Origin of the sequence: Microbulbifer bruguierae, from assembly GCF_029869925.1 — a bacterium.
Taxonomy (GTDB): Bacteria; Pseudomonadota; Gammaproteobacteria; order Pseudomonadales; family Cellvibrionaceae; genus Microbulbifer; species Microbulbifer bruguierae.
Genome location: NZ_CP118605.1, coordinates 540,186 through 563,931, shown reverse-complemented (window position 1 = coordinate 563,931; position 23,746 = coordinate 540,186). Strand labels below are relative to the sequence as shown.

General features: G+C 54.1%; 19 protein-coding genes and 3 tRNA genes. 16 read left to right on the top strand and 6 right to left on the bottom strand.

What is annotated here, in order from left to right:
* Positions 1-54: 54 nt before the first annotated feature.
* The 3 genes from PVT68_RS02440 to PVT68_RS02430 form a co-directional block, all read right to left on the bottom strand.
* A tRNA-Leu gene (locus tag PVT68_RS02440) sits at positions 55-141 on the bottom strand.
* Between the two features lie 76 nt (positions 142-217).
* Positions 218-291 (bottom strand) — tRNA-Cys (locus PVT68_RS02435).
* A gap of 558 nt (positions 292-849) precedes the next feature.
* Entirely contained in the window at positions 850-2,088 is a 1,239-nt protein-coding gene (locus PVT68_RS02430; RefSeq protein ID WP_280320996.1) for a hypothetical protein, read from the bottom strand.
* Between the two features lie 394 nt (positions 2,089-2,482).
* On the opposite strand from PVT68_RS02430, the gene PVT68_RS02425 reads away from it, so the two are divergent.
* Positions 2,483-3,337: a phage integrase Arm DNA-binding domain-containing protein gene (locus tag PVT68_RS02425; RefSeq protein ID WP_280320995.1), complete on the top strand. Its 855-nt coding sequence runs from the start codon at positions 2,483-2,485 to the stop codon at positions 3,335-3,337.
* 22 nt (positions 3,338-3,359) lie between these two features.
* Positions 3,360-3,908, top strand: coding sequence for a hypothetical protein (locus tag PVT68_RS02420; protein ID WP_280320994.1), 549 nt, complete (start codon positions 3,360-3,362; stop codon positions 3,906-3,908).
* A gap of 281 nt (positions 3,909-4,189) precedes the next feature.
* Here the strand turns inward: PVT68_RS02420 and PVT68_RS02415 are convergent.
* Positions 4,190-4,266: transfer RNA gene (locus tag PVT68_RS02415), tRNA-Pro, on the bottom strand.
* Between the two features lie 120 nt (positions 4,267-4,386).
* Positions 4,387-5,211, bottom strand: coding sequence for an acyl-CoA thioesterase (locus PVT68_RS02410; RefSeq protein ID WP_328517460.1), 825 nt, complete (start codon positions 5,209-5,211; stop codon positions 4,387-4,389).
* 346 nt (positions 5,212-5,557) lie between these two features.
* Between PVT68_RS02410 and PVT68_RS02405 the strand changes: the two genes are divergently transcribed.
* The 4 genes from PVT68_RS02405 to PVT68_RS02390 all read left to right on the top strand — a co-directional run bounded on the left by PVT68_RS02405 (position 5,558) and on the right by PVT68_RS02390 (position 11,659).
* Positions 5,558-6,256, top strand: coding sequence for a TetR/AcrR family transcriptional regulator (locus PVT68_RS02405; protein ID WP_280320992.1), 699 nt, complete (start codon positions 5,558-5,560; stop codon positions 6,254-6,256).
* Entirely contained in the window at positions 6,249-6,815 is a 567-nt protein-coding gene (locus tag PVT68_RS02400; protein WP_280320991.1) for a DUF1285 domain-containing protein, read from the top strand. The genes PVT68_RS02405 and PVT68_RS02400 overlap by 8 nt, the downstream gene beginning before the upstream one ends.
* 338 nt (positions 6,816-7,153) lie before the next feature.
* Entirely contained in the window at positions 7,154-8,809 is a 1,656-nt protein-coding gene (locus PVT68_RS02395) for a serine/threonine protein kinase (protein WP_280320990.1), read from the top strand.
* Between the two features lie 105 nt (positions 8,810-8,914).
* Complete coding sequence (locus tag PVT68_RS02390) at positions 8,915-11,659, top strand: TonB-dependent receptor domain-containing protein (RefSeq protein WP_280320989.1); 2,745 nt, start codon at positions 8,915-8,917, stop codon at positions 11,657-11,659.
* Positions 11,660-11,849: 190 nt separating this feature from the next.
* Here PVT68_RS02390 and PVT68_RS02385 read toward each other — a convergent pair whose 3' ends face one another.
* Positions 11,850-13,472 carry an electron transfer flavoprotein-ubiquinone oxidoreductase gene (locus PVT68_RS02385; RefSeq protein ID WP_407666169.1) on the bottom strand — a complete coding sequence of 541 codons (1,623 nt, stop codon included), beginning with the start codon at positions 13,470-13,472 and terminating at the stop codon, positions 11,850-11,852.
* Positions 13,473-13,925: 453 nt separating this feature from the next.
* Here PVT68_RS02385 and PVT68_RS02380 point away from each other — a divergent pair, with 453 nt between their 5' ends.
* The 10 genes from PVT68_RS02380 (at position 13,926) to gspJ (ending at position 23,737) form a co-directional block, all read left to right on the top strand.
* Complete coding sequence (locus tag PVT68_RS02380) at positions 13,926-14,675, top strand: electron transfer flavoprotein subunit beta/FixA family protein (protein ID WP_280320987.1); 750 nt, start codon at positions 13,926-13,928, stop codon at positions 14,673-14,675.
* The gene (locus PVT68_RS02375; protein WP_280320986.1) at positions 14,675-15,604 is read left to right on the top strand and encodes an electron transfer flavoprotein subunit alpha/FixB family protein; all 930 of its coding nucleotides are present in this window, start codon (positions 14,675-14,677) and stop codon (positions 15,602-15,604) included. Before PVT68_RS02380 ends, PVT68_RS02375 begins: the two co-directional genes overlap by 1 nt.
* A 203-nt stretch (positions 15,605-15,807) precedes the next feature.
* Positions 15,808-16,491, top strand: a complete 684-nt coding sequence (locus PVT68_RS02370; RefSeq protein WP_280320985.1) for a type II secretion system protein N — start codon at positions 15,808-15,810, stop codon at positions 16,489-16,491.
* A gap of 78 nt (positions 16,492-16,569) precedes the next feature.
* Positions 16,570-18,534 carry a type II secretion system secretin GspD gene (gene gspD / locus PVT68_RS02365; RefSeq protein WP_280320984.1) on the top strand — a complete coding sequence of 655 codons (1,965 nt, stop codon included), beginning with the start codon at positions 16,570-16,572 and terminating at the stop codon, positions 18,532-18,534.
* On the top strand, positions 18,534-20,012 hold the full coding sequence (gene gspE, locus PVT68_RS02360) for a type II secretion system ATPase GspE (RefSeq protein ID WP_280320983.1): 1,479 nt from the start codon (positions 18,534-18,536) through the stop codon (positions 20,010-20,012). Before gspD ends, gspE begins: the two co-directional genes overlap by 1 nt.
* A gap of 1 nt (position 20,013) precedes the next feature.
* The gene (gspF, locus tag PVT68_RS02355) at positions 20,014-21,231 is read left to right on the top strand and encodes a type II secretion system inner membrane protein GspF (RefSeq protein ID WP_280320982.1); all 1,218 of its coding nucleotides are present in this window, start codon (positions 20,014-20,016) and stop codon (positions 21,229-21,231) included.
* Between the two features lie 110 nt (positions 21,232-21,341).
* Positions 21,342-21,770, top strand: a complete 429-nt coding sequence (gspG, locus tag PVT68_RS02350) for a type II secretion system major pseudopilin GspG (protein ID WP_280320981.1) — start codon at positions 21,342-21,344, stop codon at positions 21,768-21,770.
* A 19-nt stretch (positions 21,771-21,789) separates the two neighbouring features.
* Positions 21,790-22,428 (top strand): type II secretion system protein, encoded by a 639-nt coding sequence (locus PVT68_RS02345; protein WP_280320980.1) that lies wholly within the window; start codon positions 21,790-21,792, stop codon positions 22,426-22,428.
* Complete coding sequence (gspI, locus tag PVT68_RS02340) at positions 22,418-22,861, top strand: type II secretion system minor pseudopilin GspI (protein ID WP_280320979.1); 444 nt, start codon at positions 22,418-22,420, stop codon at positions 22,859-22,861. Before PVT68_RS02345 ends, gspI begins: the two co-directional genes overlap by 11 nt.
* A gap of 3 nt (positions 22,862-22,864) precedes the next feature.
* Positions 22,865-23,737, top strand: a complete 873-nt coding sequence (gene gspJ, locus PVT68_RS02335) for a type II secretion system minor pseudopilin GspJ (RefSeq protein WP_280320978.1) — start codon at positions 22,865-22,867, stop codon at positions 23,735-23,737.
* Positions 23,738-23,746 lie beyond the last annotated feature (9 nt).

Here is a 23,746-nt window from a genome sequence, read left to right as displayed (position 1 = left end):
ATCAGGAAAGGTGTGTGAAGAAAAATTAGCGGGAAAATACTGAGGAAGAAAATATGGTGCCCAGAGCCGGACTTGAACCGGCACGACCTAACGGTCGGGAGATTTTAAGTCTCCTGTGTCTACCAATTCCACCATCCGGGCAGTGCGGGAGATCAGCTGGCCCATGGTTAGCGGCCAGTGATAAAGCCAGTCCGATAAAATAGACCGACAAGAAAAATGGAGGCTAGGGTCGGAATCGAACCGGCGTACACGGAGTTGCAGTCCGCTGCATGACCACTCTGCCACCTAGCCTATAAGACTCTATAGAGGTTTTCGCCGGTTCGAGTCTCACCGGGCCTCTTTGTTTTGCGCTGGGTGTTCGAGTTGCATTCCGTAGAATGTTCACTCTTTCACCCTGTGCAGGCATCGCCTGATTGCGCTAAAAACGCCGCGGATTCTAGCGGATAGAGCTGAAAAATCCTAGCATTTTCTGATACTTACGCGCCGGGGCGTGTAAGAGGGCGCTATTCTATGGTTTGCCGGGGATTAGTCAAGGGTTCTTCTGAAGAACATAATTTTATGGTCACTTATTGTTCGGTAATGGCCTGGACGTCATGTAATAACCGATGTGTAATGCTCCCACCGCTAGCATAGCCAATTGTTCTAAATTTTTTCCGCTTGGAGCTGGTAATCACGGGTGACTGGCCAATACTGAATGTAGCTGGCTTGCACACATCTCCCCCCTCGTCGTGTTTAGTAGTGCCGGCCGGACACCGTGCTCCATGTAGGGTGTCCAGTGTGTTGTAAGGATGAAATCCTCCAAGTTTCACTCCTAATGGTCTTGGCCCTGACGCTCTCCCCCCCCCGTCGTCAGGGCTTTTTTTTGCCTGAAAGAAATGTCCGTTCGAGCTGGGGTAGTGGCTTGCCCGCGACTTTTTCTGCGAGCGTGCGGAATTTCTCCAGAGAAATTTCTCCGCGCTCAGCCGCCAGGGCTTTAACGACATCGTCCAGGCTTGCATTTCCCTCACAGGATGCCTGGATTTCTTTGTCTACCGTGTGCAGTATCACCGCAGCACGTGCGGTAACAGGGCCTGCGGATCGTCGCACCAGGAGGTCCGGCGACTCCTGTCCCCACTCAGCCAGTTCTTCCAGAGCTTGATTGAACCTGCGTTCGCTGATGCCGCCAGTTCTTCGCAGTATTTCCAGCGAGTAATACTCTGCAATGCCCTCCACTATCCAGTCGCTTTCTTTATCGCCACGGATACCAGTAGCTACATGGATGAGTTCGTGCAGCATGGTGCTTGTTCGATTGCCGGAAATCAGCGGCCGGTCTGTGTGCATAAACAGGGAGCGTGTCCCAGAGAGTCCGCCCCGCCACATGGGATCACCCGCCATTACGATCAACAATTTCCGGGGGAATTGCGGGAATACTTTTTTCAGCTCGGGCAGTGTCCAGCTCAAAAATGCGAGAGTGTCCTGTCGGCGGACGTTCCCGCCCAGGGGCGCTGCAATAACGGTATCCGTGCCAGCGATAATGTCTTGTCTGCTGCCAATTTTTCCGGCAATCATCCAACCCTTGGGGCGTATAAAGCGCCTACCGGGATCTTTTAGTTGGAAAATTCCATCGCCATCTTTCGCATAGGGTGCGAGCGCATTCCAACCCTCTGGTGCTTTGATTTCCAGAGTGGCGTGTGATTGCAGGGATCTGGGGGCGCGTGCAGAGATGGGGGGGATCAGTTTGTCGGTGCGAAAGATTGTCCAGTCGTCTGTAATGAGCGAATCAAACCTGCCGGAGGACTTTTTTTTATCAATGACAAATTCGTATGCAAGTGTCGCGGTGTTGGCGCTGGGCTGCCATTGAGCCTTGTCACCATCAAAAGTAATCGTGCCGTCTGCAGTTAACGACTGGTGTCGTGTGGGATCCAGGTGGAGTGTAAGGGTGCTGGGGAGGTGGTTTCCTTCCAGTGAAATACGGACGAGGGCAAGGCCGGTCTGTGGCTCAAGCTGTGCGTAATAGTGGATGGAGTAGTCATCTTTCTCGGCATTCGCCGCCACGCTAAAAAAAAGGGTGACAAAAGCGCAGCAAAGTACACGCAAAATCAGTGGCATCTTGATCCAGCTCTTAAATCTACCGTCAGAGGGTGTTCTGACCCCAATCAAGGGTAACAGTGCCACACTTGGTGGTTCAATCTGGGAGACCGGCGGAGTTTGCTGAGGATTCCAGTAGAAGGCATGGCCCACACTTGGGCTGAAGGGGAAAGGCGAGGAAAAAAGAAAATGGTCTGAGAGAGGATTCGAACCTCCGACCCCTTCGTCCCGAAGTAAGTGGAGGGATGCATCAAAACCCAGTAACGGCGAGACCTGTAGCGATTTTTGTGTTCCATTGTGTTCCGCGTAATATGACATTTTTGATGCAATACGCGCAATACGCGCAGGGATACAGTTTTTTGCATGATACGATTCGATGAGGCGGATAATTTAAATAAACTATAAAAAAGCAAAAATGGATAGCAAAGAGCAAAGACCTTTTAGGGTTATGCCACCATATCTCACGCTTCGCAAAGTGGGACGCGGCAGTAAGTTTGAGTGGGTATATTCACCGCCATGGTCATTGAAGGAGGTAAACTTTGGTGCTTCAGGTGATGATGCCCGGCGTGAGGAAATATATGACTTCGCTGAGAAAGTGAACGCTGAATGGGTTAAAAAGCACCCACTTGATCTTGATGATTTCGGACGTCTTGCTGAGCGCCCCGTAAAAGGGGGGCGCCGTGGACCAGAAGGCCGGCCCAAGTACCTTTCCTTTCGTCGCAACTCCACAGGAAAGACCTACTGGCATTATCGTCCGCCATGGTTGGTTAAACCAGTTTCTTTGGGTTCTGATAAAAATGCTGCATTTTCTTATGCGGAGCTGGAAAATGAGCGGCGCGATAAATGGGCTAAGAATCAGGAAGCAAAATTAAGACGGAAAATAAATAAAATTATAAAAAAACGACGAAAGGGTTATTTACTTTCCTGGGATTTTGGATATCTGGTTACTGAATTTTCTAAGTCTTTGAAACGAACGATGTCTCTACGAAAACATCGTTTGGGGGTTAAGCCTAAGCTTGCGTTGTACCATAAATATCTTCATTGTCTGAACGTGGAAGAGGTGGATCTGGAACTTTTACGGATTGTTCTAAAGTTGGGCCTGCACAACCAAGATATATATGAAGAGCATAGGGCCTTGCTTAAGGAAATGTATTCTTACGGAAAGCAAAATTGTTTGGTTAGTTTTGAAGCGGCAAACTTGGGCGAGTTTCTACCCAGTGATTGGGGTCATATCTTAAGGCGCCCAAGCTGCGGTGCTCAACAATTTTAGTCGAAGAAATTACGAGGGAAAAATGTTCGAAGGGTATCTCGCAGTCCTATTCGGTGGCCTAACTGTGATGGTCACAGCATATTTCCGGGAGAGGGGTAAGTTGCAGGCGATGTCCGAAAAAATGGATATCGTTACGCGGGCAATTGAAGGAGTTAAACAAGAATACGCATTCGCTTTAGAGGCTGTGAAAAGTCAGAACCAGGTCCGGATTGTGGCAGCGGAACGGAGGCTCGAGGCTCACCAAGGTGCATTTGCTCTGTGGATGAGACTATTTAGCTCCATACATACTAAAGAGGTTCAGGATGTGGTGCGGGAGTGTTTGGTTTACTGGTCAAAAAACTGCGTTTACATGGAACCTCTCGCTAGGGAAGCATTTTATAGCGCGATTCAAGCTGCTCGGCGACACAAAGAAATTTTGGACTTTAACCGTGGGAAGGACAGTCTGCCGGTAAACGAAAATTGGAATGAGATTGCGAATGCCGGCAACGACATTATTAGGTCAGTAGACCTGCCACCATTAACTGATGAAAATCTCGCCGCTATTGCGAAGGCACAAATCAAAGCTAAATAGTTCAACCTTTACTAAGGTCAGAAGGTAGAAGCCAGCATTTGCTGGCTTTTTTTTGTGTTCCAGGCGCATGTTAAGCGTGGAAGTGGTGGGAAGGGGCAAAACGTTGAGATATCAGGTACTTGAGCGAGTTTTGTGTTCCGGTGTGTTCCAGGTGTGTTCCGACTTGTGTTCCACACGTATTTGTGTGCGAAACAATTCAAAATGGATTTATCCTAAAATGCGGAAAAATTAGCAATTTTTTTGCATAAAAAAACCCGCATATAGCGGGTTTTTCCTAGATGTGGTCGGTGAGAGAGGATTCGAACCTCCGACCCCTTCGTCCCGAACGAAGTGCGCTACCAGGCTGCGCTACTCACCGACAGATTGAGCTTTGTGCTCTGGCTTCCTTGGGAAGCGGGCGGCATTATAGCAGCCGCGACGCTTCTGTAAACCACTGATTTCATTAAATTTAGCCCGGCCAGTGAAACCGGGCTGTTGATCAACCTTTGATCTGTCGAATCAGTCCTTCCTGCGTGGTGGAAGCGACGAGGCGGCCATCTCGGGAGAAGATTTGTCCGCGGCAATAGCCTCTTGCCCCACTGGCGGATGGACTGTCGGTCACATAGAGAAGCCAGTCATCTGCGCGGAAGTCGCGGTGGAACCACATGGCGTGGTCCAGGCTCGCGGGCATCAGGTGCGGGTCGAACAGGCTGATTGGGTGAGGCTGCAAGGCGGTTCCGAGCAGGGCGACATCGGAAGCGTAGGAAAGCGCACAACGATGTTCGACAGGGTCGTCGGAAAGCGGGGATTCCACCCGGAACCAGAACATACAGCGGGGCTCCCGCAACTCGTTGTCGAAGTAGCTGGTGGGATCGAAGGGACGGAAGTCCACCATGTAGCGACGCTGATTGCCCGCAGGGCCTTCCATGCCGGCTTCTTCAGCCAGTTGCTGGGTGTTTTTGAGCTCTTGCGGGGGGACCAGCGTGTCGGTGGGCATCTCTACCTGGTGATCGAAGCCTGGTTCGGCAATTTGGAAGGAAGCCGACATATTGAAGATGGCTTTACCGTTTTGGCGGGCGACCACTCGGCGAGTGGTAAAGCTGCCCCCGTCGCGGATGGGGTCCACATCATAAATTACCGGCATTTCGCTGGAGCCGGGGCGCAGGAAATAGGCGTGCAAGGAGTGGGGCAGTCGATCTTCGACCGTGCGCGCTGCAGCCATCAGGGCCTGACCCAATACCTGGCCGCCAAAGAGAACCTTGCGGTAGTTTTCCACGTGGGCACGGCTGCGATAGAGGTTGCTGTCCAGTCTTTCGACGTCCAAAAGCTTTCTCAAAGATTCCTGCATGAGCTGGGGGACCTATTATCTCTGTGGTGGGCACCAGCATCGGCCGATAGCTGGGCGGCTGGTGAGGGAAGCGGGGAATGATAGCAACTATTTCCACTTGGACTATTGCGAATTCTCTCACCATTCATGTCCGAGGTGTTTAGTTGGGCTGGCCTGGATGGTGATCAGGGCAGTCAGTAGAGCCATCGCAATTAGCGCCAGCTTTCGCTCAAAAGGCGCCAGTTATCTTGAATTACTTTTCCAAAATGGGCGAATTGCCTATTATTCATGAATGGATAGTCAATTTCAGTCTCCAAATTCACGGACAGCTAAGGTCGGAAGTATGGATAAGGCAAAAGAGAAGGTTCAGCGCTTTCGCGCGCGTGAGCAACGTATTCTGGATGCAGCTCTGGAACTGCTTCTGGAGCACGGTGAAGAAAAGGTAACCGTGGAACAAATTGCTGAAAGAGTAGATATTGGCAAGGGCACCATCTACAAGCACTTCATCTCCAAAACAGAGATCTACATGCGGCTGCTGATGGATTATGAGAAGTCCCTCACCGAGCGTCTGAAAAGTGCCGTGGCGACCGCAGAGCAAGGGGACATTACCGCGCCCGCCCGGGCTTACTTCGAGTCCCGCATGGCAGATCCAGCCAGGGACCGGCTGTTCCAGCGGCTGGAAGAAAAGATTATCGCGCTCAACCTGGCTCCGGAAATGATTGCGGAATTGCATGCCTTGCGCAACTCAAATGCTTCTGCGCTGAACCGGGTGTTCGAGCGTCGCATGGAGCAGGGGGTGCTGAAGAAGGTGCCGGCCTACTACTACTATTCCACTTACTGGGCGCTGGTGCAGGGGGCGGTAGAGTTGTATCACTCCAAATCTTTCGCGGATGTGATCGAGGACCGCAAGGGGCTGATGGAGTTCATCATGGATGTGGGGGTACATATCGGTGACATTTCCGGTCGTCGCAGCGGTGGTGAACCGAAACCCGCTCAGGACACGCCAGCCCCGTCATCCACACCGGGCAGCAGCTTTGGCTGAGCCGCTATTCCAGCAGTTAGAGAAACTGCAGCAGGAGTTCCGAGGCCTGCCCCCAGTGGCGTCGTGGAACCCTGATTTGTGCGGTGATATGGACCTGGTCATCCAGTCGGATGGCCATTGGGTCCATGAGGGGACAGAGATCAAGCGGCAGCCGCTGATAAATCTGTTTGCGAGTATCCTGAAGCGAGAGGGGCGTCATTACTACCTGGTGACACCTGTCGAGAAGTGGCGCATCCGGGTCGAAGACGTGCCCTTCCTTATTACTCAGGCGGCGAGAGAAGGGGAGGGCGCCTCAGCCCGGATTCTGCTGACCACAAACACTGGCGACATTGTTGCACTGGATAAATCCCATCCCCTGATGCTAAAGCCGTTTGGGGATCCTCCGCAGCCGATTCCCTACATTGAAGTCCGCGCCGGTCTCGAGGGGCGTATGTCCCGTGACGTTTACTACCAGTTGATCGATTGGGCTGAAGCGCGCGAGCCGCAGGAGCCTCCGGCGCGCCTGTGCCAGCTGTTTTTACGCAGTAGTGGTGAAGAGTTCCTGCTCGGACAGTATTGACTCGGGCTGGGCGCTGCTGCGTTTGTGCCAAGATTACTCCCGTAGAATTCACGCTATACCCTTTCCCTTTCCCTTTCCCTTTCCCTTTCCCTCGCCAGCTCCAGACTTATGTTTGGAGATGTTTTTTGAAATATAACGGAAACGTTAATGAAATATTTCAGAAACATATGGTTAAATTTTTAACACTTTTGAAATAAACGAAGTATTTTTGCTTCCCGCCTTTTGTTCGTAACAAATTCGCAACACTCCATTCCTAGACTCCCCCTCGTCCAAATTGCTTTGGCCCATAAAAATTTTAAGTCACGGATTAATTCACTTCATCCTTGTTAGGGGGATCCATGAAACTTGCATCCAACAAGCTGCTGCTGGCAGCTGCGATTTCTGCGGTACTGGCTGGTTGTGACAGCGGCGGCATCAATATTGAACCGACAACAGTAGATAACTCAGTTGACAACTCCGTTACCAACCCGGGCGGCACCGAAGAAAATATTTGTGCCGAGCTGAGCAGCGGTGTGCAAGGTGCTCAGGATGGCGCCAACTGTCGTTACGATTCCGCGTTTGTTTCATATGCCAATCCTCTAATGGAAAACCTTTACCTGCCGGCCCTGCCGAATGGTGGTGCACACATTTTTGACGATATTCTCTTCGTAGGTGCGAGCTACGGCAGCAGTGCAGACCTGCAGGCTGCGAACATCACTGAGGGCGGTAGTGGCCCGAAACTGGAAATCCAGGCCGGCGCCACTATTGCGTTCAAAGATGAGACGGCATTCCTGGTCGTCAATCGTGGTTCGCAACTCTTTGCGCGTGGAACGGAAACTGCTCCGATCACCTTTACTTCCGAGACCGATGTGCTGGGTACCGTAGGTCCGGAAGACGTGAAGCAGTGGGGCGGAATGGTGATCAATGGCTTCGGCGTTACCAACAAGTGTGTATACACCGGATCTATCGCGGGTGGTGATCTGGCCCTGGACGGTGAGTGTAATCTCCCCGCTGAAGGTTCAGATTCTGATCAAGAATTGCACTACGGTGGCGACAACAACGCAGATAGCTCCGGTGTGATGACCTATGTGCTGGTTAAGCACACTGGTGCTGAAGTTGTACCTGGTAACGAGTTAAACGGCGTAACGTTTGCCGGTGTTGGTAATGGCACCGTGGTTAAAAACCTTGAGGCTTATTCCACGTACGACGATGGTATCGAAATGTTCGGTGGAGCTGTCAACATTGAAAATTATGTTGCGCTGTACGTACGTGACGACTCAATCGATATTGACGAAGGTTGGCAGGGCTCTATCACCAACGCTCTGGTGATTCACAGTGAAACCAATGGTAACCACTGTATCGAAGCAGACGGTATCGGCAGCTATGACGACATGGCCGATGGTACAAAAACCGACCGTCGTGCCGACATCATCGCTCAAGGAATTAACAGCCGTCCGGTGATTGATGGGCTGACCTGTATTGTTTCTGCTGCTTCTACAACTGTTACTCATGATCCAAGCGCTGGATGGCGTCTGCGTGAAGGTATTTACCCGACCATCACTAATTCAATGATTGTTGGTTCTTTTGGTGGAGATGAAAACGGTGCGGAGGGTAGTAACTACTGTCTGCGAGTGCAGAGCGATGAAACCCTGGCTGCACTGGCCGCCGGTACAGATGCAAATCTGGTATCCAACGTTTTCGCTTGTGAAGATCAGGTAAAAGGTGATTTGCCCGGTGGCCTCGCTACAGAGGACTGGGCTGCTGCGACTGGTAACGAGTTTATCGCCATCTCAGGCAAGGTTGACCCGACAGCGAATGCCAACAGCGAATTCGTACTGCTGGGCGGCGTTCCTGCGTTCTATACCGAGGCAAGTGCTGCGCAGATGGGTGTCACTGTTTCTCCAACAGAGCGTGCCTATCTCGGCGCCCTGAGTGTAAATGGTAGCGACTGGACCAGTGGTTGGACTTATGGCCTGCACGAAGGTAGCCGTGCTCAGCCACTGTGGTTTGAGTAAATCGCGAGTGGGGTAATCCCGCGCAAGGGCGCCGGTTCATAGAGAGGGCCGGCGCCCTCTTTGCTTCTACCACAGTAATAGACAGGAACAAAAGAGGCCTGGGTAATGGTTAAGAACGAAAAATTTCAAAGAGCGCCGCTGGTACTGGCTATTACCGCGGTCTCAGCGTTTGCTTCCGGTGCTTACGCGCAGGACGCAGAGCAGGTCGGCGAACAAGCTGATAGCAAGCCTCCGATTGCTGCGCCTCAGATTGAGGAGTTGATGGTTCAGGGGCGTCTGCAAAGCTCTGCGGAAATGCTGATAAACGAGCGCCTGGAAGAAGAGGTGGTTACCGATATTCTAGGTTCCGAGATGATCGGGCGTGTCGGTGATTCTACCGTGGCTGCCGCACTGAAACGGGTGTCCGGCTTAACCCTGGTTAACGATAAGTTCGTCTATGTCCGTGGCCTTGGTGAACGCTACTCCAGTACTAGCCTGAACGGTGCGGTAGTACCTTCTCCCGATCTGACACGGAACGTATTACCCCTGGATCTGTTTCCGACGTCGGTAGTCGAATCCTTGGCCGTTCAAAAAAGTTATTCGGCAGACAAAGCCGCCAGTTTTGGTGGCGGTAATGTAGATATCCGTACAAAGGGAATTCCGGAAGAACTGACTTTTTCCCTTGAGGCTGGCACGGGTATCAATACTGAAACCGACGGTGATGTACTGAGTTATACCGGAGGCGATGACGATGCATTTGGTACCGATGACGGCACCCGCGCGCTTTCCAAGAAAATCGAGTCTGCGCTGCAGCGCTTCCGCGGAGATTTGAGTGTTTCCGGTATCCGGGACACCCTGATTGCAGAAGGCAATCAATATGGCAGCGCGCAAGAAGCGTACGCGGCTGCTCAGGCGGTAAACCGGGAGTTGGCGCTAAATCTCAATCGGGATATTGCCGTCGCAGAGGACTCTTCAAGCCCCGATGCCGATCTGAAAGCGAGTGTGGGGAATAGTTTCTATATTGGCGACAAATGGGAGCTGGGTTTTCTCACCGGCGGCTCCTACAAGAGCAAGTGGCGGGAAACCGAGCGCACCCAGCGCAACCATGCTTTCCCTGAGGAGCGGATCAATAGCCGCAACAAATCCACGTATTCGGTGGATATCAGCGGAAATTTGAATGTCGGTCTTCGCTTCGCGGATGAGCACGAGCTGGAAACTACAAGCCTGTACCTACGTAACACCGACGATGAAACCTCAATCAGTGACTATTTCAATGAGAACCGAGAGGTCTCGGATGGCCGCGGTTTCCGTGACTACGAGCTCAAATATGAAGAGCGTGAAATGGTGGTCAACCAGATTCAGGGGCGCCACCAGATCGGCTCCGAAACCAAGGCACTGATGCCTGCTGGTGTACTGAACTGGGTGCCGGAAGCACTGGCGGTGGACTGGTTCTATTCAGATGCTACCGCCACCACCGATATCCCGAATCAGATCAGTGTTTCCGCAAATACCGAAACTGACCCTGTAACCGGTGCGGTCATCAGCTCTGATGTCCGTGTTGCTGGCAGCAGCGCCAAATTCCGCTTCACCGAACTGGAAGATCAGGTAACCAACTACGGCTGGACCGCCACGCTCCCGCTCGAGTTTACGGCCTCAACACTGGAGCTGAGCACAGGGTTCTCCCGTACCGAGAAGGGGCGAACCTATAAGCAGACAGAACTTCTGATTGACATCCTTGAAGTTGCGGATAACGGCTTCCTGGATGATCCTCTGGATCAGGTGTTCAGTGATGAAAATATCACTGACACCGATAATAACTTTGTCTTTAGTCGCTCTCCGAGCAACAAGCAGAGTTATATCGCCGCAACCTTGACCGATGCTGTATTCGGTAAGGTCGACTGGACTTTTAACCAAACTTGGCGCCTGTCTGCCGGTGCGCGTTGGGAAGATTACAACCAGGTCGCACTCAAGTGGAATCCCTACGGATTTACCGTGGACGATCCGCAGATCACCTCCGATCCTGAAGAGCTGGCAAACGCCGTGTATGCGCAAGAAGATGTGTATCCGTCGCTCTCTCTGACCTACATGGGTTCTCTGTGGGCGGAAACTTTCCAGCTGCGCCTGGGTGCTTCGAAGACGGCAGTACGCCCTGATCTACGTGAAATCACCGACTCACTGTATATCGACCCGATTACCGATGAGCGAGTCCGGGGTAACCCGGATGTGCGCCCGTCTGAGGTGAGTAACTTTGACCTTCGTGGTGAGTGGTTCTTCGGTAACGGTGACAATCTGACGGTATCCCTGTTTTACAAGGACATTGTCGATCCGATCGAGTTCTTTGAGGCGCCGATCAGCGATACCGACCGTCTGCGCGAACTTGTGAACGCGGAGTCCGGTGAGATTTCTGGTATCGAAATCGAGGGAATGAAGGACCTGGCCTTCATGGGCGATTTCATGGAGAGCTTCTTTGTTCAGGGTAACGTAACGTTGCAGGAATCAGAGTTGGTGGCAGGTACTGAGGCGGACCACCCGACCAATCCGGTGCGAACCCTGGCGGGTGCCTCCGAGTATGTGGTAAATACCCTCGTAGGGTTTGATTCACCGGATGGCGCTCATTCTGCGACATTGAGTTATAACGTGTTCGGTGAGCGCCTATATCTGGCGGGCCGTAACGGTGCACCCGATTCCTTTGAGCAGCCGTTCCACTCACTCGACCTGACCTACTCCTGGTACCCCACCGCGGAGATCACCATCAAGGCTAAAATGCAGAATCTGCTGGATGAGGCCATCGAGATCGAGCGTGCCGGTGTGGTCGTGTTCGAGGAGAAGCCCGGTCAGTCGTTCTCGCTGAGTGCGCAGTACCAGTTCTGATCGAAAACATTAAAAACCTGAAGCGACCTGGAAGTTGTAGCGTAAACGCCAACAGGGAATGCTTGATGAGCCGGCACTGGAGACAGTGCCCGGCTTTTTCAGTTTGGACAGCCCAAATCTGGATTACGGGTAAAGGGTAGGCATAAAAAAGGGGCGCCGGAGGCGCCCCATATGTAACGTGAACAGCTGATTACATATTTGGATAATTCGGTCCGCCGCCACCTTCCGGTGCCACCCAGATGATGTTCTGGGTAGGATCCTTGATGTCACAGGTCTTGCAGTGCACGCAGTTCTGCGCATTGATCTGGAAGCGTTTGTTACCGGCTTCTTCAATGACTTCGTAAACGCCGGCAGGGCAGTAGCGTTGCGCGGGTTCGTCATAGATCGGCAGATTGTGATTCAGCGGGATGTCGCTGTCTTTCAGGGTCAGGTGGCAGGGTTGGTCTTCTTCGTGATTGGTGTTGGAAATAAACACAGAAGACAGCTTGTCAAAGCTCAATACACCATCCGGCTTCGGGTAGCTGATTTTTTTACAGTCTGCTGCTGGCTTCAGTTGTGCGTGATCTGCTTTGCCGTCCCGCAGTGTCCAGGGCAATTTGCCTTTGAACAGGTTGATGTCGATAAATGCGTAGGCAGAGCCGAGAATGTTGCCCCACTTGTGCTGGGCGGGGCCGAAATTGCGCTGCATATGCAGTTCTTTCCAGGCCCAGCTTTGCTGGTACTTGGTGGTGTACTCGGTGAGCTCGTCGCTGCCACGCTCTGCAGACAGTGCTTCAGCGACGGACTCCGCTGCCAGCATGCCGGATTTCATCGCCGTGTGGTTGCCCTTGATCTTGGCAAAATTCAGGGTGCCGGCGTCATCGCCAATCAGCAGGCCGCCCGGGAACGTCATTCTGGGCTGGGATTGCAGGCCGCCCTTGACGATGGCGCGTGCGCCGTAGGCGACGCGCTGACCACCTTCCAGATACTGCTTGATGACCGGGTGGTGCTTATAGCGCTGGAATTCGTCAAACGGGCTGACGTGCGGATTGCTGTAGGAAAGATCGGTAATGAGGCCGACCACTACCTGGTCATCTTCCAGGTGATAGAGAAAGCCACCCCCGGCAGAGCCGGATTCGTCCAGTGGCCATCCGGCGGTGTGGACCACCAGGCCCTGCTGGTGCTTGGCGCTGTCGACTTTCCAGATTTCCTTGATGCCGATGCCGTAGTGCTGGGGGTCGCGGTCGGCGTCGAGACTGAATTTCGCGATCAACTGCTTGCCCAGATGACCGCGACAGCCTTCGGCAAACAGGGTGTATTTGGCGTGGAGTTCCATACCCGGCATATACGAGTCTTTTTGCTCGCCCTGGGCACTGATACCCATGTCGCCAGTGGCAATACCTTTAACCGAGCCGTCATCGTTGTACAGCACTTCACTTGCTGCAAAGCCGGGAAAGATTTCGACACCGAGGTTTTCCGCCTGCTCGGCGAGCCAGCGGCACAGATTGCCCAGGCTGATGATGTAGTTGCCTTCATTGTGCATGGTGCTGGGCACCAGCAGGTTGGGAACTTTGAGTGCTTTCTCAGGACCGCGCAAAACGTAAATGTCGTCGCCTTTAACGGCAGTTTCCAGGGGCGCTCCGCGCTCTTTCCAGTCCGGGAATAATTCGTTCAGGGCGGTGGGCTCAAATACGGCACCAGAGAGAATGTGCGCACCGACCTCGGAGCCTTTCTCTACCACGCAAACAGAAATGTCTTCATTGATCTGACGCAGTTTGATTGCGGCGGCAAGTCCGGCGGGGCCTGCACCGACGATGACTACGTCGTATTCCATTGACTCGCGTTCCACTGGTCACTCCTCAATATGATTTAGTTATCCAGCCGTCAAATTACATGCGGCTATTTATAGGTGGGCGCATTATATCGGCGATTTTGCAAGCCCACCAATTGCAGGAGTTAGCAATTCTGCTGGCAAAAGCGGTGTTGCGGCCCAATTTTTCCGCCCGAAATAGCGCGAATTTATGGCTTGAAATTGATCTTGTGAATGGCTGCTAGTCTTAGTATTCCGCTATTGATTTTGGATTGTGAAAGGGCCAACATACAGCCCGCTCAAACAACTGTTTGAACTTGAGATCGGCCCCAACTGCCTGGATTTCACCGCGTGATGCGGGATTGGCAGGGCCGTCATTGTACTCGGCCGGGAGGCTGCCCGAGTTACCCATGTTGCGCCGGCGCCGTCTTGGCTGAGGGGCGCAACTTCCAAGTAGACTACTGAGACGGGATTTTCATGAAAGTTCTTGTAGCTGTGAAACGCGTTGTCGATTACAACGTGAAAGTTCGCCCCAAGGCGGATGGTTCGGATGTGGACATCGCCAATGTCAAGATGTCCATCAACCCCTTCTGTGAGATCGCTGTGGAAGAGGCGGTACGCTTGAAGGAGAAGGGCGTGGTCAGCGAGATTGTCGCTGTTTCCATGGGCCCCAAGCAGTGTCAGGAACAGATTCGCACAGCGCTGGCGCTGGGTGCCGATCGCGGTATTCAGGTTGAGACTGATGCCGAGCTGCAGCCGCTGGCAGTAGCCAAGTGCCTGAAGGCCATCGTAGAGAAAGAAGAACCGCAACTGGTGATTCTGGGTAAGCAGTCCATTGATGGCGACAACAATCAGACCGGCCAGATGCTGGCTGCGCTGACCGGTATGGGGCAGGGCACTTTTGCCTCCGAGGTCAATGTCGCAGATGGTGCGGTCAAGGTTACCCGCGAAATTGACGGCGGCCTGCAGACTGTGGAGCTCAAGTTGCCAGCGGTTGTGACAACCGACCTGCGTCTTAATGAGCCTCGCTACGCCTCCCTCCCCAACATCATGAAGGCCAAGAAAAAGCCTCTGGATGTCACCACTCCCGACGAGTTGGGTGTGGATATCGCCCCGCGCACCAAAACCCTCAAGGTTGAGCCGCCGGCCGAGCGCCAGGCGGGTATCAAGGTTGCCGATGTTGCGGAACTGGTGGAAAAACTGAAAAGCGAGGCGAAAGTAATCTGATGAGCATTCTTGTAATTGCAGAGCACGATAACGCTGAACTGAAGGGCGCTACCCTGAATACGATTGCCGCGGCCAAAGCCATTGGTGGCGATGTTGACGTTCTGGTCGCCGGTAGCGGTTGTGGTGCAGTGGGTGAAGCTGCCTCCAAGGTAGAGGGTGTAAGCAAGGTTCTTGTGGCAGACAACGCTGCGTATGAGCATCAGCTGGCGGAAAATCTGGCCAAGCTCATTGCAGACCTGGGCAAGAACTACAGCCACGTGCTGGCTCCCGCCACCACTACCGGCAAAAACGCTCTACCGCGCGCGGCGGCATTGCTGGATGTGCAGCCAATTTCCGACATCATCGCGGTTGAGAGTGCGGATACCTTCAAGCGTCCAATCTATGCGGGTAACGTAATCGCGACCGTACAGAGCTCGGATGCCATCAAAGTAGCCTCCGTGCGCACCACCGCGTTCGACCCGGTAGCCGCCGAAGGTGGTAGTGCTGCGGTCGAGACCCTTGATATTGCCGAAGATGCGGGTGTTTCTGCATTTGTGGGCGAAGAACTGGCGAAATCTGACCGTCCCGAACTGACGGCTGCGCGTGTCGTGATCTCCGGTGGTCGCGGTATGCAGAACGGCGAAAACTTCGAGCTGCTGTATAAAGTGGCTGACAAGCTGGGTGCTGCAGTAGGTGCGTCCCGTGCTGCGGTTGATGCCGGTTTCGTGCCGAATGATATGCAGGTTGGGCAGACTGGTAAGATTGTTGCTCCGGATCTGTATATCGCTGTGGGTATTTCCGGTGCGATTCAGCATCTGGCGGGCATGAAGGACTCCAAAGTGATCGTTGCCATCAACAAAGACGAGGAAGCGCCGATTTTCTCGGTTGCGGACTATGGTCTGGTGGCAGATCTGTTTGATGCAGTGCCTGAGCTGGAAACAAAACTGTAATTGTCGGGTCATATACTGGCACCATGAAAAAGGCGGCGTTAGCCGCCTTTTTCATTGGCGGAAATTATTGGATCTTGCTGGCTTATTGGTCGTTTATTGATCTTTACTGTGTGTAAGATTGCCTTTCGCGGGCTGAAACCGGAGAATAGGCGCCCAATAACTAAAGGTGACTGTATCTTGATACAGCAGAGACGGTATTTGTCATGTCTTTGGTAAAGCACAAAATTTCATCTGCCCTGCAGGGCCAAAGTGTGCCTGGCGGCGGTAATACCGCGCGGCGCAGTCTCCTGGCAACCAGTGCCGTTATCGGCGGGTGGCTGGCGGTAAACCTGATGGCGTACGGAAGTCTGGCGGTGTCGTCTGAGGCCGATGGCGGTCTCCTGGCGGAGCGCAGTACTCGATCTGCCGGTGCCAGCCCCGCGGCAACACTTCCGACCACGGCCTTCTTTGGCGTGGCAGCGGTAAAAACCGAGGCAGAACCGGAGTTGGACCTCGCGAATATCCCGTTTACCCAGCTGAATCTCGTATTGTCCGGCGTGTTGAGTAGCAGCGTGAAAGACCACGCCAGTGCGCTGGTTGCGGAACGCGGCAAGCCCGCTGAGCGGGTTTATGTGGGGCACTCTCTCCCCGGGGGCGCGGAAGTGTACTCTGTAGAGGTTGATCATATTATCCTCCGTCGCAATGGGCAGATGGAAAAACTGACCTATCCGGATGCGGATGGACGTCCCTCCGTTCCAAAGCAATATGCCAATTACGCGCGGGCTGCTGCCGAGGTAATCAGTGCCAGCGCAGGCGCCGATCGTTCAGAAAAACAACAGTCTATTCGCGAACGTCTCGAACAGCTGCGGGAAATGGCAAGGGAGCGGCGGGATTCCCGCAGCAACTAAATACGTGCGTAGCCGGGGGGCATACATGTACAAGACCATTAATTTTTCGATCACATAAGAATTAGAGTCAGAATTATAATGATGAGCGTTTTTCACCGACGGCTGGTCGCAGTCGCCATGGGTTGTTTGTTGTCTTTTTCGGTGCTGGCTCAGTCTGCTGCAGAGCGGGTGACCCTTTCTCTGGATGACGCGGATATTCGTGACCTGATCAACTGGGCCGCGGATTTCACCGGCAAAAACATCATTGTTCACCCCAATGTTAAAGGCAAAGTGACGGTGGTTGCCGGCGATCCCATGACGCACGCGCAGGCGTTCGATGTGTTTATGTCGGTACTGCAGGTGAATGGCTTCAGCCTGGTTGAGCAGGGAGATGCCTGGAAGGTGGTGCCGGATGCACTTGCCAAGCAGCAGGCTATTCCAGTGATCGATGAGAAGACCCGTGCCCCGGGCGAAGCCCTGGTCGTGCGCACGGTCAAGATTGAGAACATTTCCGCCGCGCAGTTGATTGCGATGCTGCGCCCTCTGATTCCCCAAACTGGCCACCTGGCGGCCTACGCCGATACCAATACCCTGATTGTGGCGGACCGCGCCGCGAACATTGACCAAATCGTACGCTTGATCAAGCAGTTGGACCGTGCCGGCGCAATTGATATTGAGCTGGTCCCGTTAGAGTTTGCTTCGGCCAAAGAGGTGAAGCAGGTAATCAATGAGTTACTGCAGAGCAGCGGTAAACAGGCGGGCAATGATGTACAGCCGCTGCGTATTGCGGTAGACGAGCGCTCCAACAGTATTCTGCTGACCGGAGATCCAGTGACCCGTGCGCAACTGCGGAAGGTGATCGAGCGCCTGGACCAGCCGCTGACCGGGGAGGGCAATACCGCAGTGGTCTACGTTCAGTACGCCAGCGCTGCGGATCTCAAGCCCATTCTCGAGGGCATGAGCGGCAGTATCCAGAAAACTGAAAAAGACCAACAAGTAGCCGATGTCGAGGTTAGCATTCAGGTCAATGAGGAGCTCAACGCACTGGTGCTGACCGCGCCGCCGTCGCTGCTCGAAACCATGAAGGGTGTTATCGCCAAGCTGGACGTACGCCGGGCTCAGGTATTGATTGAAGCAATTATCGTTGAGGTCACCGAGGGTACCGGTAACGAGTTGGGAGTCAAATGGATTGCCGGTAACGGTGATGACGTATTTGCAGGGTTTGAAAATGATTTCGCGGAAACGGCGATCGTTGATGAGGATGGCAATGTGCTTTCCGAATACAACCCTTTCTCCCTTGACCCGGTCAACCTGATTCGCTCGGGCCTCAATCTCGGCTTCCTGAGTGGTACGGATGTGCGTGTGGCAATCAATGCCATGGCCAGCGAAAATAATGCGAATATCCTGTCCACACCCACGATTATGGCCCTGGATAACGAGGAGGCCGAGATACTCGTCGGCCAGAACGTTCCGTTTATTACCGGTGAGCAGCTGTTGTCCGGCAGTAATAATGACCCCTTTACTACCATTCAGCGTCAGGACGTAGGTACCACACTGAAAGTGACGCCGCGGGTGAATAATAACAATTCGGTTACCCTCGAAATCGAGCAGAAAGTTGAGAACGTACTGCCGGTAACCGGGCAGGCTGCCGATATTGTGACCAGCAAACGGGAAATTCGTACCAAGGTGCTCATTGATGATGGCGCAATTCTGGTACTGGGTGGGCTGATTGAAGACAAGGTTACCGAGGTCACCGACAAGGTGCCCCTGCTGGGCGATATCCCCGGTATTGGCCGCCTGTTCCGCAATTCTTCCAAGTCCGTGGACAAGACCAACCTTATGGTTTTCCTGCGCCCGCGTATCTTGAGCAATCAGGTTGCCGGCTATGAAGAGACACGCCGCCGTTATCGCGACATGCAGGAAAAGCAACTGTTCCTACAGGACAGAACCAGCCGTATCTGGGACTGGAATCGCGGTGAGACACTGCCGGATCTACTGCCGCCGGCAGAAGGCTATGAACAGGAGGAACCGGAGTTCCCGCTGGAGTCTGAGGACGGCAAGTGATGGCGGAGCTCGCGGTAAGAAGATTGCCCTACGCGTTTGCCAAGCGTCACCAGGTGCTGCTTGGTGAAGTGGAAGGCACACCGGTATGTCACTATGTGGCGCCGCTGAACCCTTCTGTGCTGGCGGAAGTTCAGCGCTTGTGCGAGCTACCCATTGGGGTCGCTGCAGTCGAGGTGGACGTTTTTCAGGAGGCGCTGCAGCGTCAGTATGAAAACCGCGAAGGTGGCAACCTCTCCGATGTCGAAGGTCTGGGGGATGATCTGGACCTCGCTGCGGTTGCTGATTCGCTGCCGGAAACGGAAGATCTGCTGGAGCAAGAAGATGATGCGCCCATCGTCAGGCTGATCAACGCCATTTTCGCGGAGTCGCTCAAGCAGGGCGCCTCGGATATCCATATTGAAACCTTCGAAAAACGCCTGGTAGTGCGCTTCCGGGTGGATGGCGTATTGCGTGAAGTGTTGCAGCCCCGCCGTGCGCTGGCTCCGTTGCTGGTCTCCCGGATCAAGGTAATGGCGAAGCTCGACATTGCAGAAAAGCGGGTGCCTCAGGATGGCCGTATCTCCCTGTTGATGGGGGGACGTGAAGTCGATGTGCGTGTTTCTACTATGCCGTCGTCTGCCGGCGAGCGCGTAGTAATGCGTCTGCTGGACAAGCAGGCGGGTAAAATGGATATGCGCCACCTGGGTATGTCAGAGAGTGACCTCAAGGTGATGATGGACCTGCTGGGGCGCCCCCACGGTATCCTGTTGGTTACCGGCCCCACCGGTTCGGGTAAAACCACCACCCTGTATGCGGGCCTCGCAAGCATCAACCATCGTGAAAAGAACATTCTTACAGTCGAAGATCCGGTGGAATACAACCTGGAGGGCGTTGGCCAGACCCAGGTAAATACCAAGGCGGATATGACTTTTGCCCGCGGCCTGCGCGCTATCCTGCGTCAGGATCCGGATGTCGTGATGGTGGGGGAGATTCGGGACCTGGAAACCATGCAGATTGCTATCCAGGCGAGTCTTACCGGGCACTTGGTCCTTTCGACTCTGCACACCAATACCGCACTGGGTGCGGTTACCCGTCTGGTGGACATGGGTATCGAACCCTTTCTGTTGTCCTCAAGTATCATCGGCGTATTGGCCCAGCGACTGGTACGGGTACTGTGTCCCGAGTGTCGCCAGTCTCACCAGGCGGACGCATTCGAGTGCAATATCTTGGGAGTGAAAGAGGGCGTCGAAGCCACTATTTATCGCCCTGGTGGTTGCGAAAGGTGCAACCACAGCGGCTACCTCGGCCGGGTCGGTATCTATGAACTGGTGCCGGTCAATGAAAAGCTGCGGCAGATGATTCACGACCGCGCCTCGGAAAGCGCGCTGGTTCAGGAGGCTCGCACGCTCGGACCAAGCATCCGCGAAGACGGCATGGACAAAGTACTGGCCGGTATCACTTCACTGGAAGAAGTACTGCGGGTAACCCAGGAGTCCTGAAATGGGTGCATTCGAGTACACAGCCCTCAACAGTGGCGGCCGCAAGAACCGCGGAACCCTGGAGGCGGATAGCGCCAAGGCGGCCCGCCAGCAATTGCGAGCCAAAGGACTCATTCCTCTGGAGGTCAGCGCGGCTGCCGAGCCCGCGGGCGCCAGTGGAGGCAGTCTGTTCTCCGGCAGCCCGGGATTGAGTATCAAGCAGCTGGCGCTACTTACACGCCAGATTGCGACCCTGTTGCGTGCCGGTATCCCCCTTGAAGAAACCCTCGGCGCCATTGCCAACCAGACGCGCAATCAGAAGATGCGACGCATTGTGCTTGCCGTGCGCGCAAAAGTATTGGAGGGGCACAGTTTTGCCCAGGCCCTGGGCAGCTTTCCCCGGGCATTTCCAAAGTTGTATCGGGCTACGGTGGAGGCCGGGGAGCACTCCGGCCATCTCGATGAGGTTCTCGAGCGTTTGGGTGACTATACCGAGAGCCAGCAACAGTTCCGCCAAAAGGTACAGCTTGCGCTGATTTATCCGTTGGTGCTCGTAGTGATCTGTGTATTGGTGGTCACCGGATTGATGGTTTACGTGGTGCCGGACGTGATCGAGGTGTTCACCGGCACTGGCCAACAGTTACCCCTTGCGACACGCATACTGGTTACCATCAGTAATTTTATTTCTGCGTGGGGCTGGCTGATTCCGCCTGCGGTGGTGATGCTGGTTGTCGGCTGGATCGTATTGCTTCGCCGGGAGGGCTTTCGCTACCGGTACCATCATCGGCTGCTTGAGATGCCACTGATCGGCTGGCTGGTCAGGGGCGGGCAGAGTGCGCGGTATGTGGGTACCCTGGCGATCCTGACCGGTAGTAGTGTTCCCCTGGTCCAGGCAATGGGCATCGCCAGTGGAGTGATGAGCAACGATTACCTGAAGGAGCGGCTGTTGGTGGCACAGAAGGTAGTGCGCGAAGGTGGCAGTCTGCGCAAGGCGCTGGAAGATGTGGAGTATTTTCCGCCGATGATGATCTATATGATCGCCAGTGGTGAATCCTCCGGCAGCCTGGACCAGATGCTGGTGCGTGCGGCGGAGAATCAGGAGCGCGACCTGCAGGGGGCAGTGACTGCTTTTGTCAGTCTTTTCGAGCCCATTATGCTGCTGGTGATGGCGGCTGTTGTGCTGTTTATCGTGATGGCCATCATGATGCCGATCATGAGCATGAACCAACTGGTCGTATGATTCCGGTAGCCAGCCTACGAAGCAGGGCATTATCTTTTTTAATAGTTCCGCGGTAACGTTGCACACGCATCGGAAAATTGCTGCGAAATTGAATACACGCGAGGTGAGTAATGAAAAATCTGCGTAAAAACGGGGGCTTTACCCTGATCGAGATCATGGTCGTGATCGTGATTCTCGGCGTACTGGGCGCATTGGTTGTGCCCAATATCATGGGGCGTACCGGTGAGGCCCGGGTCAAGGCGGCGATTGTCGATCTGCGTGCAATTTCCACAGCACTGGATATGTACCGTATGGATAATTTCGTTTATCCGAGTTCCGACCAGGGACTGGAGGCACTGGTAACCAAGCCCTCCGGTTTCCCTGAAGCCAAGAACTGGAATGAGCCCTACCTGAAAAAGTCACCGAAGGATCCATGGGGTAACGCCTACCAGTACATCAGCCCCGGCAGTTCTGGCGCTTACGATCTGTTCAGCTTCGGCGCCGACGGCAAGCCCGGTGGTGAAGGGGAAGCCTCGGACCTGATCGCCTCCGAACTCTGAGGCGATTCAAGTTGTTCTCATGCGCGCCGTAACCAGCCACCGCCAGCGGGGCTTTACCCTGATTGAACTGTTGGTGGTGATTTTCATCATTGCCATGCTGGCGGGTATGGCGACGCTTTCGCTTAGCAATACCGACAGCCGCAATTGGACCGGTGAAGTCCAGCGGCTGGCAAATTTACTGCAATTGGTGGCGGATCGGGCGGTAATCGACAAGTCCCATTACGGGGTCGTGTTTGAAGACCACCGCTATACGGTGGTGCGATACGAATCCAACGCCATGGAATGGCAGGAGATCGATTTCTCCGGTATTCCCGGTGCGTCCGGCGTAGCCGGTGCACAAAAATTTACCGCACACCAGTTGCCGCCCATCATGCGCCTGGAAATTCTGTCCCAGACAGAACTACCGGGTGCCCAGGATGAGCAGGCGAGTTTTGGCGGAAACCGCCCATCGAACTCAGCTGCCGATGAGGGGGGCAAGCGCAGCAGGAAAAAGGACGAAAAAATTCTCCCGCAGTTTGCTGCGCTGTCGAGCGGCGAGGTACTACCGGTTGAGATCGGTTTTTTCCTGATGAAAGATGGCGATATCGCCCGCGCTGCAATCATTTCTTACAGCAGTCTCTATGGTATGCAACTGGAGTGGCAGTCGGATGACTACTAAACCGCGCTTCTCTCGCAGTTTGCTTTCATCGCCCCAGCAGGGCTTTACGCTCGTCGAAGTGTTGGTTGCTCTGGTTATTTTCGGAGTTATCGCAGCCAGTGTCCTCAAAACATTGCAAGACAGTGTTCGCCAGCAGGCGGCACTCGAGCAGCGCCTGAGTGCCAATTGGGTAGCTCAGCAGGCTTTGGAGGAAATTCGCCTGCGGACAGACTGGCCACCCCTGGGTAAAAAAACCGAGAAACTCCTTCTTGCCGACCGGGAGTGGCAGGTCACCGCTGAGGTGAAATCCACCAACGAGCCGCGTATGCGTCACATCATCGTGCAGGTGGGTCTGCCAGATGAATCTCCCACCCTCACCATCGATTCCTGGATGGCACAGCCGGTCACTTCGAGTAGTGCTTCAAGCGGTACGTCGGGTAAAAACGGAGGCTGAGCAGTGAACGTCAACAAGTACCAGCGAAAACGACACGGCAAGTCAGCACCAGGCTCCAGCCGAGGGTTTACCCTGATCGAGGTGATGGTCGTGCTGGTCATCGTGTCAATCATCGGCATTGGTTCTTACTCTCTGCTGGAAACCTTCTTCACCACGGACCGCATACTGACGGCGCGAGCCGATGAGATGCGTCGGCTCTCCATGGCGATGTACCGTTTGGATGACGATCTGCGCCAGCTCACCGTACGCCCGGTCAAAAATGCCTACAGCGGTTACGAAGCCGCGTTTCAAGGGGTGAGCAACGAATTTGAATTTACTCGCCTGGGGGCTGCGAATCTTACCGGGGAACCACGCGGAAACTTGTTGCGTGTGCACTACGGTATTGGCTACGAGGACAAAGACGCCGATAGCCGCTATGAGCGCTACGGTATTGAAGATGACGATAATTCCGCGCTATTGCTACGCAGCCGCTGGCGGGTTCTCGATCGAGGCCCGGATTCAGAGCCCGTTGCAGAACCGGTTCTGGATGGCATAGTCGATCTCAACATGCGCTATTACGATCGCGATACCGATGCCTGGCTTTCGCAATGGCCGCCGGCATCTTCGACTGCGGTGCCGAATACTGTCGACCTGCGATTGCCGAAAGCCATAGAAATCACCTTGTTGACTCGTAGTGGGGGAGAGATGCGACGCACTTTCTCCCTCCCGGAATACACCGTTATTACCGGCACTATTTCTGCCGGAGGAAGTAGCGGCGGTAATGATGATTCGGGTGGCGATGATGGCGGGAATGATGATGGCGGAAATGATGATGGCGATGGGGGGCAGGAAGCTGATTCTGGAGATGACAATGAAGGCTCGGAGTCATCGGAATGAACAACGGCA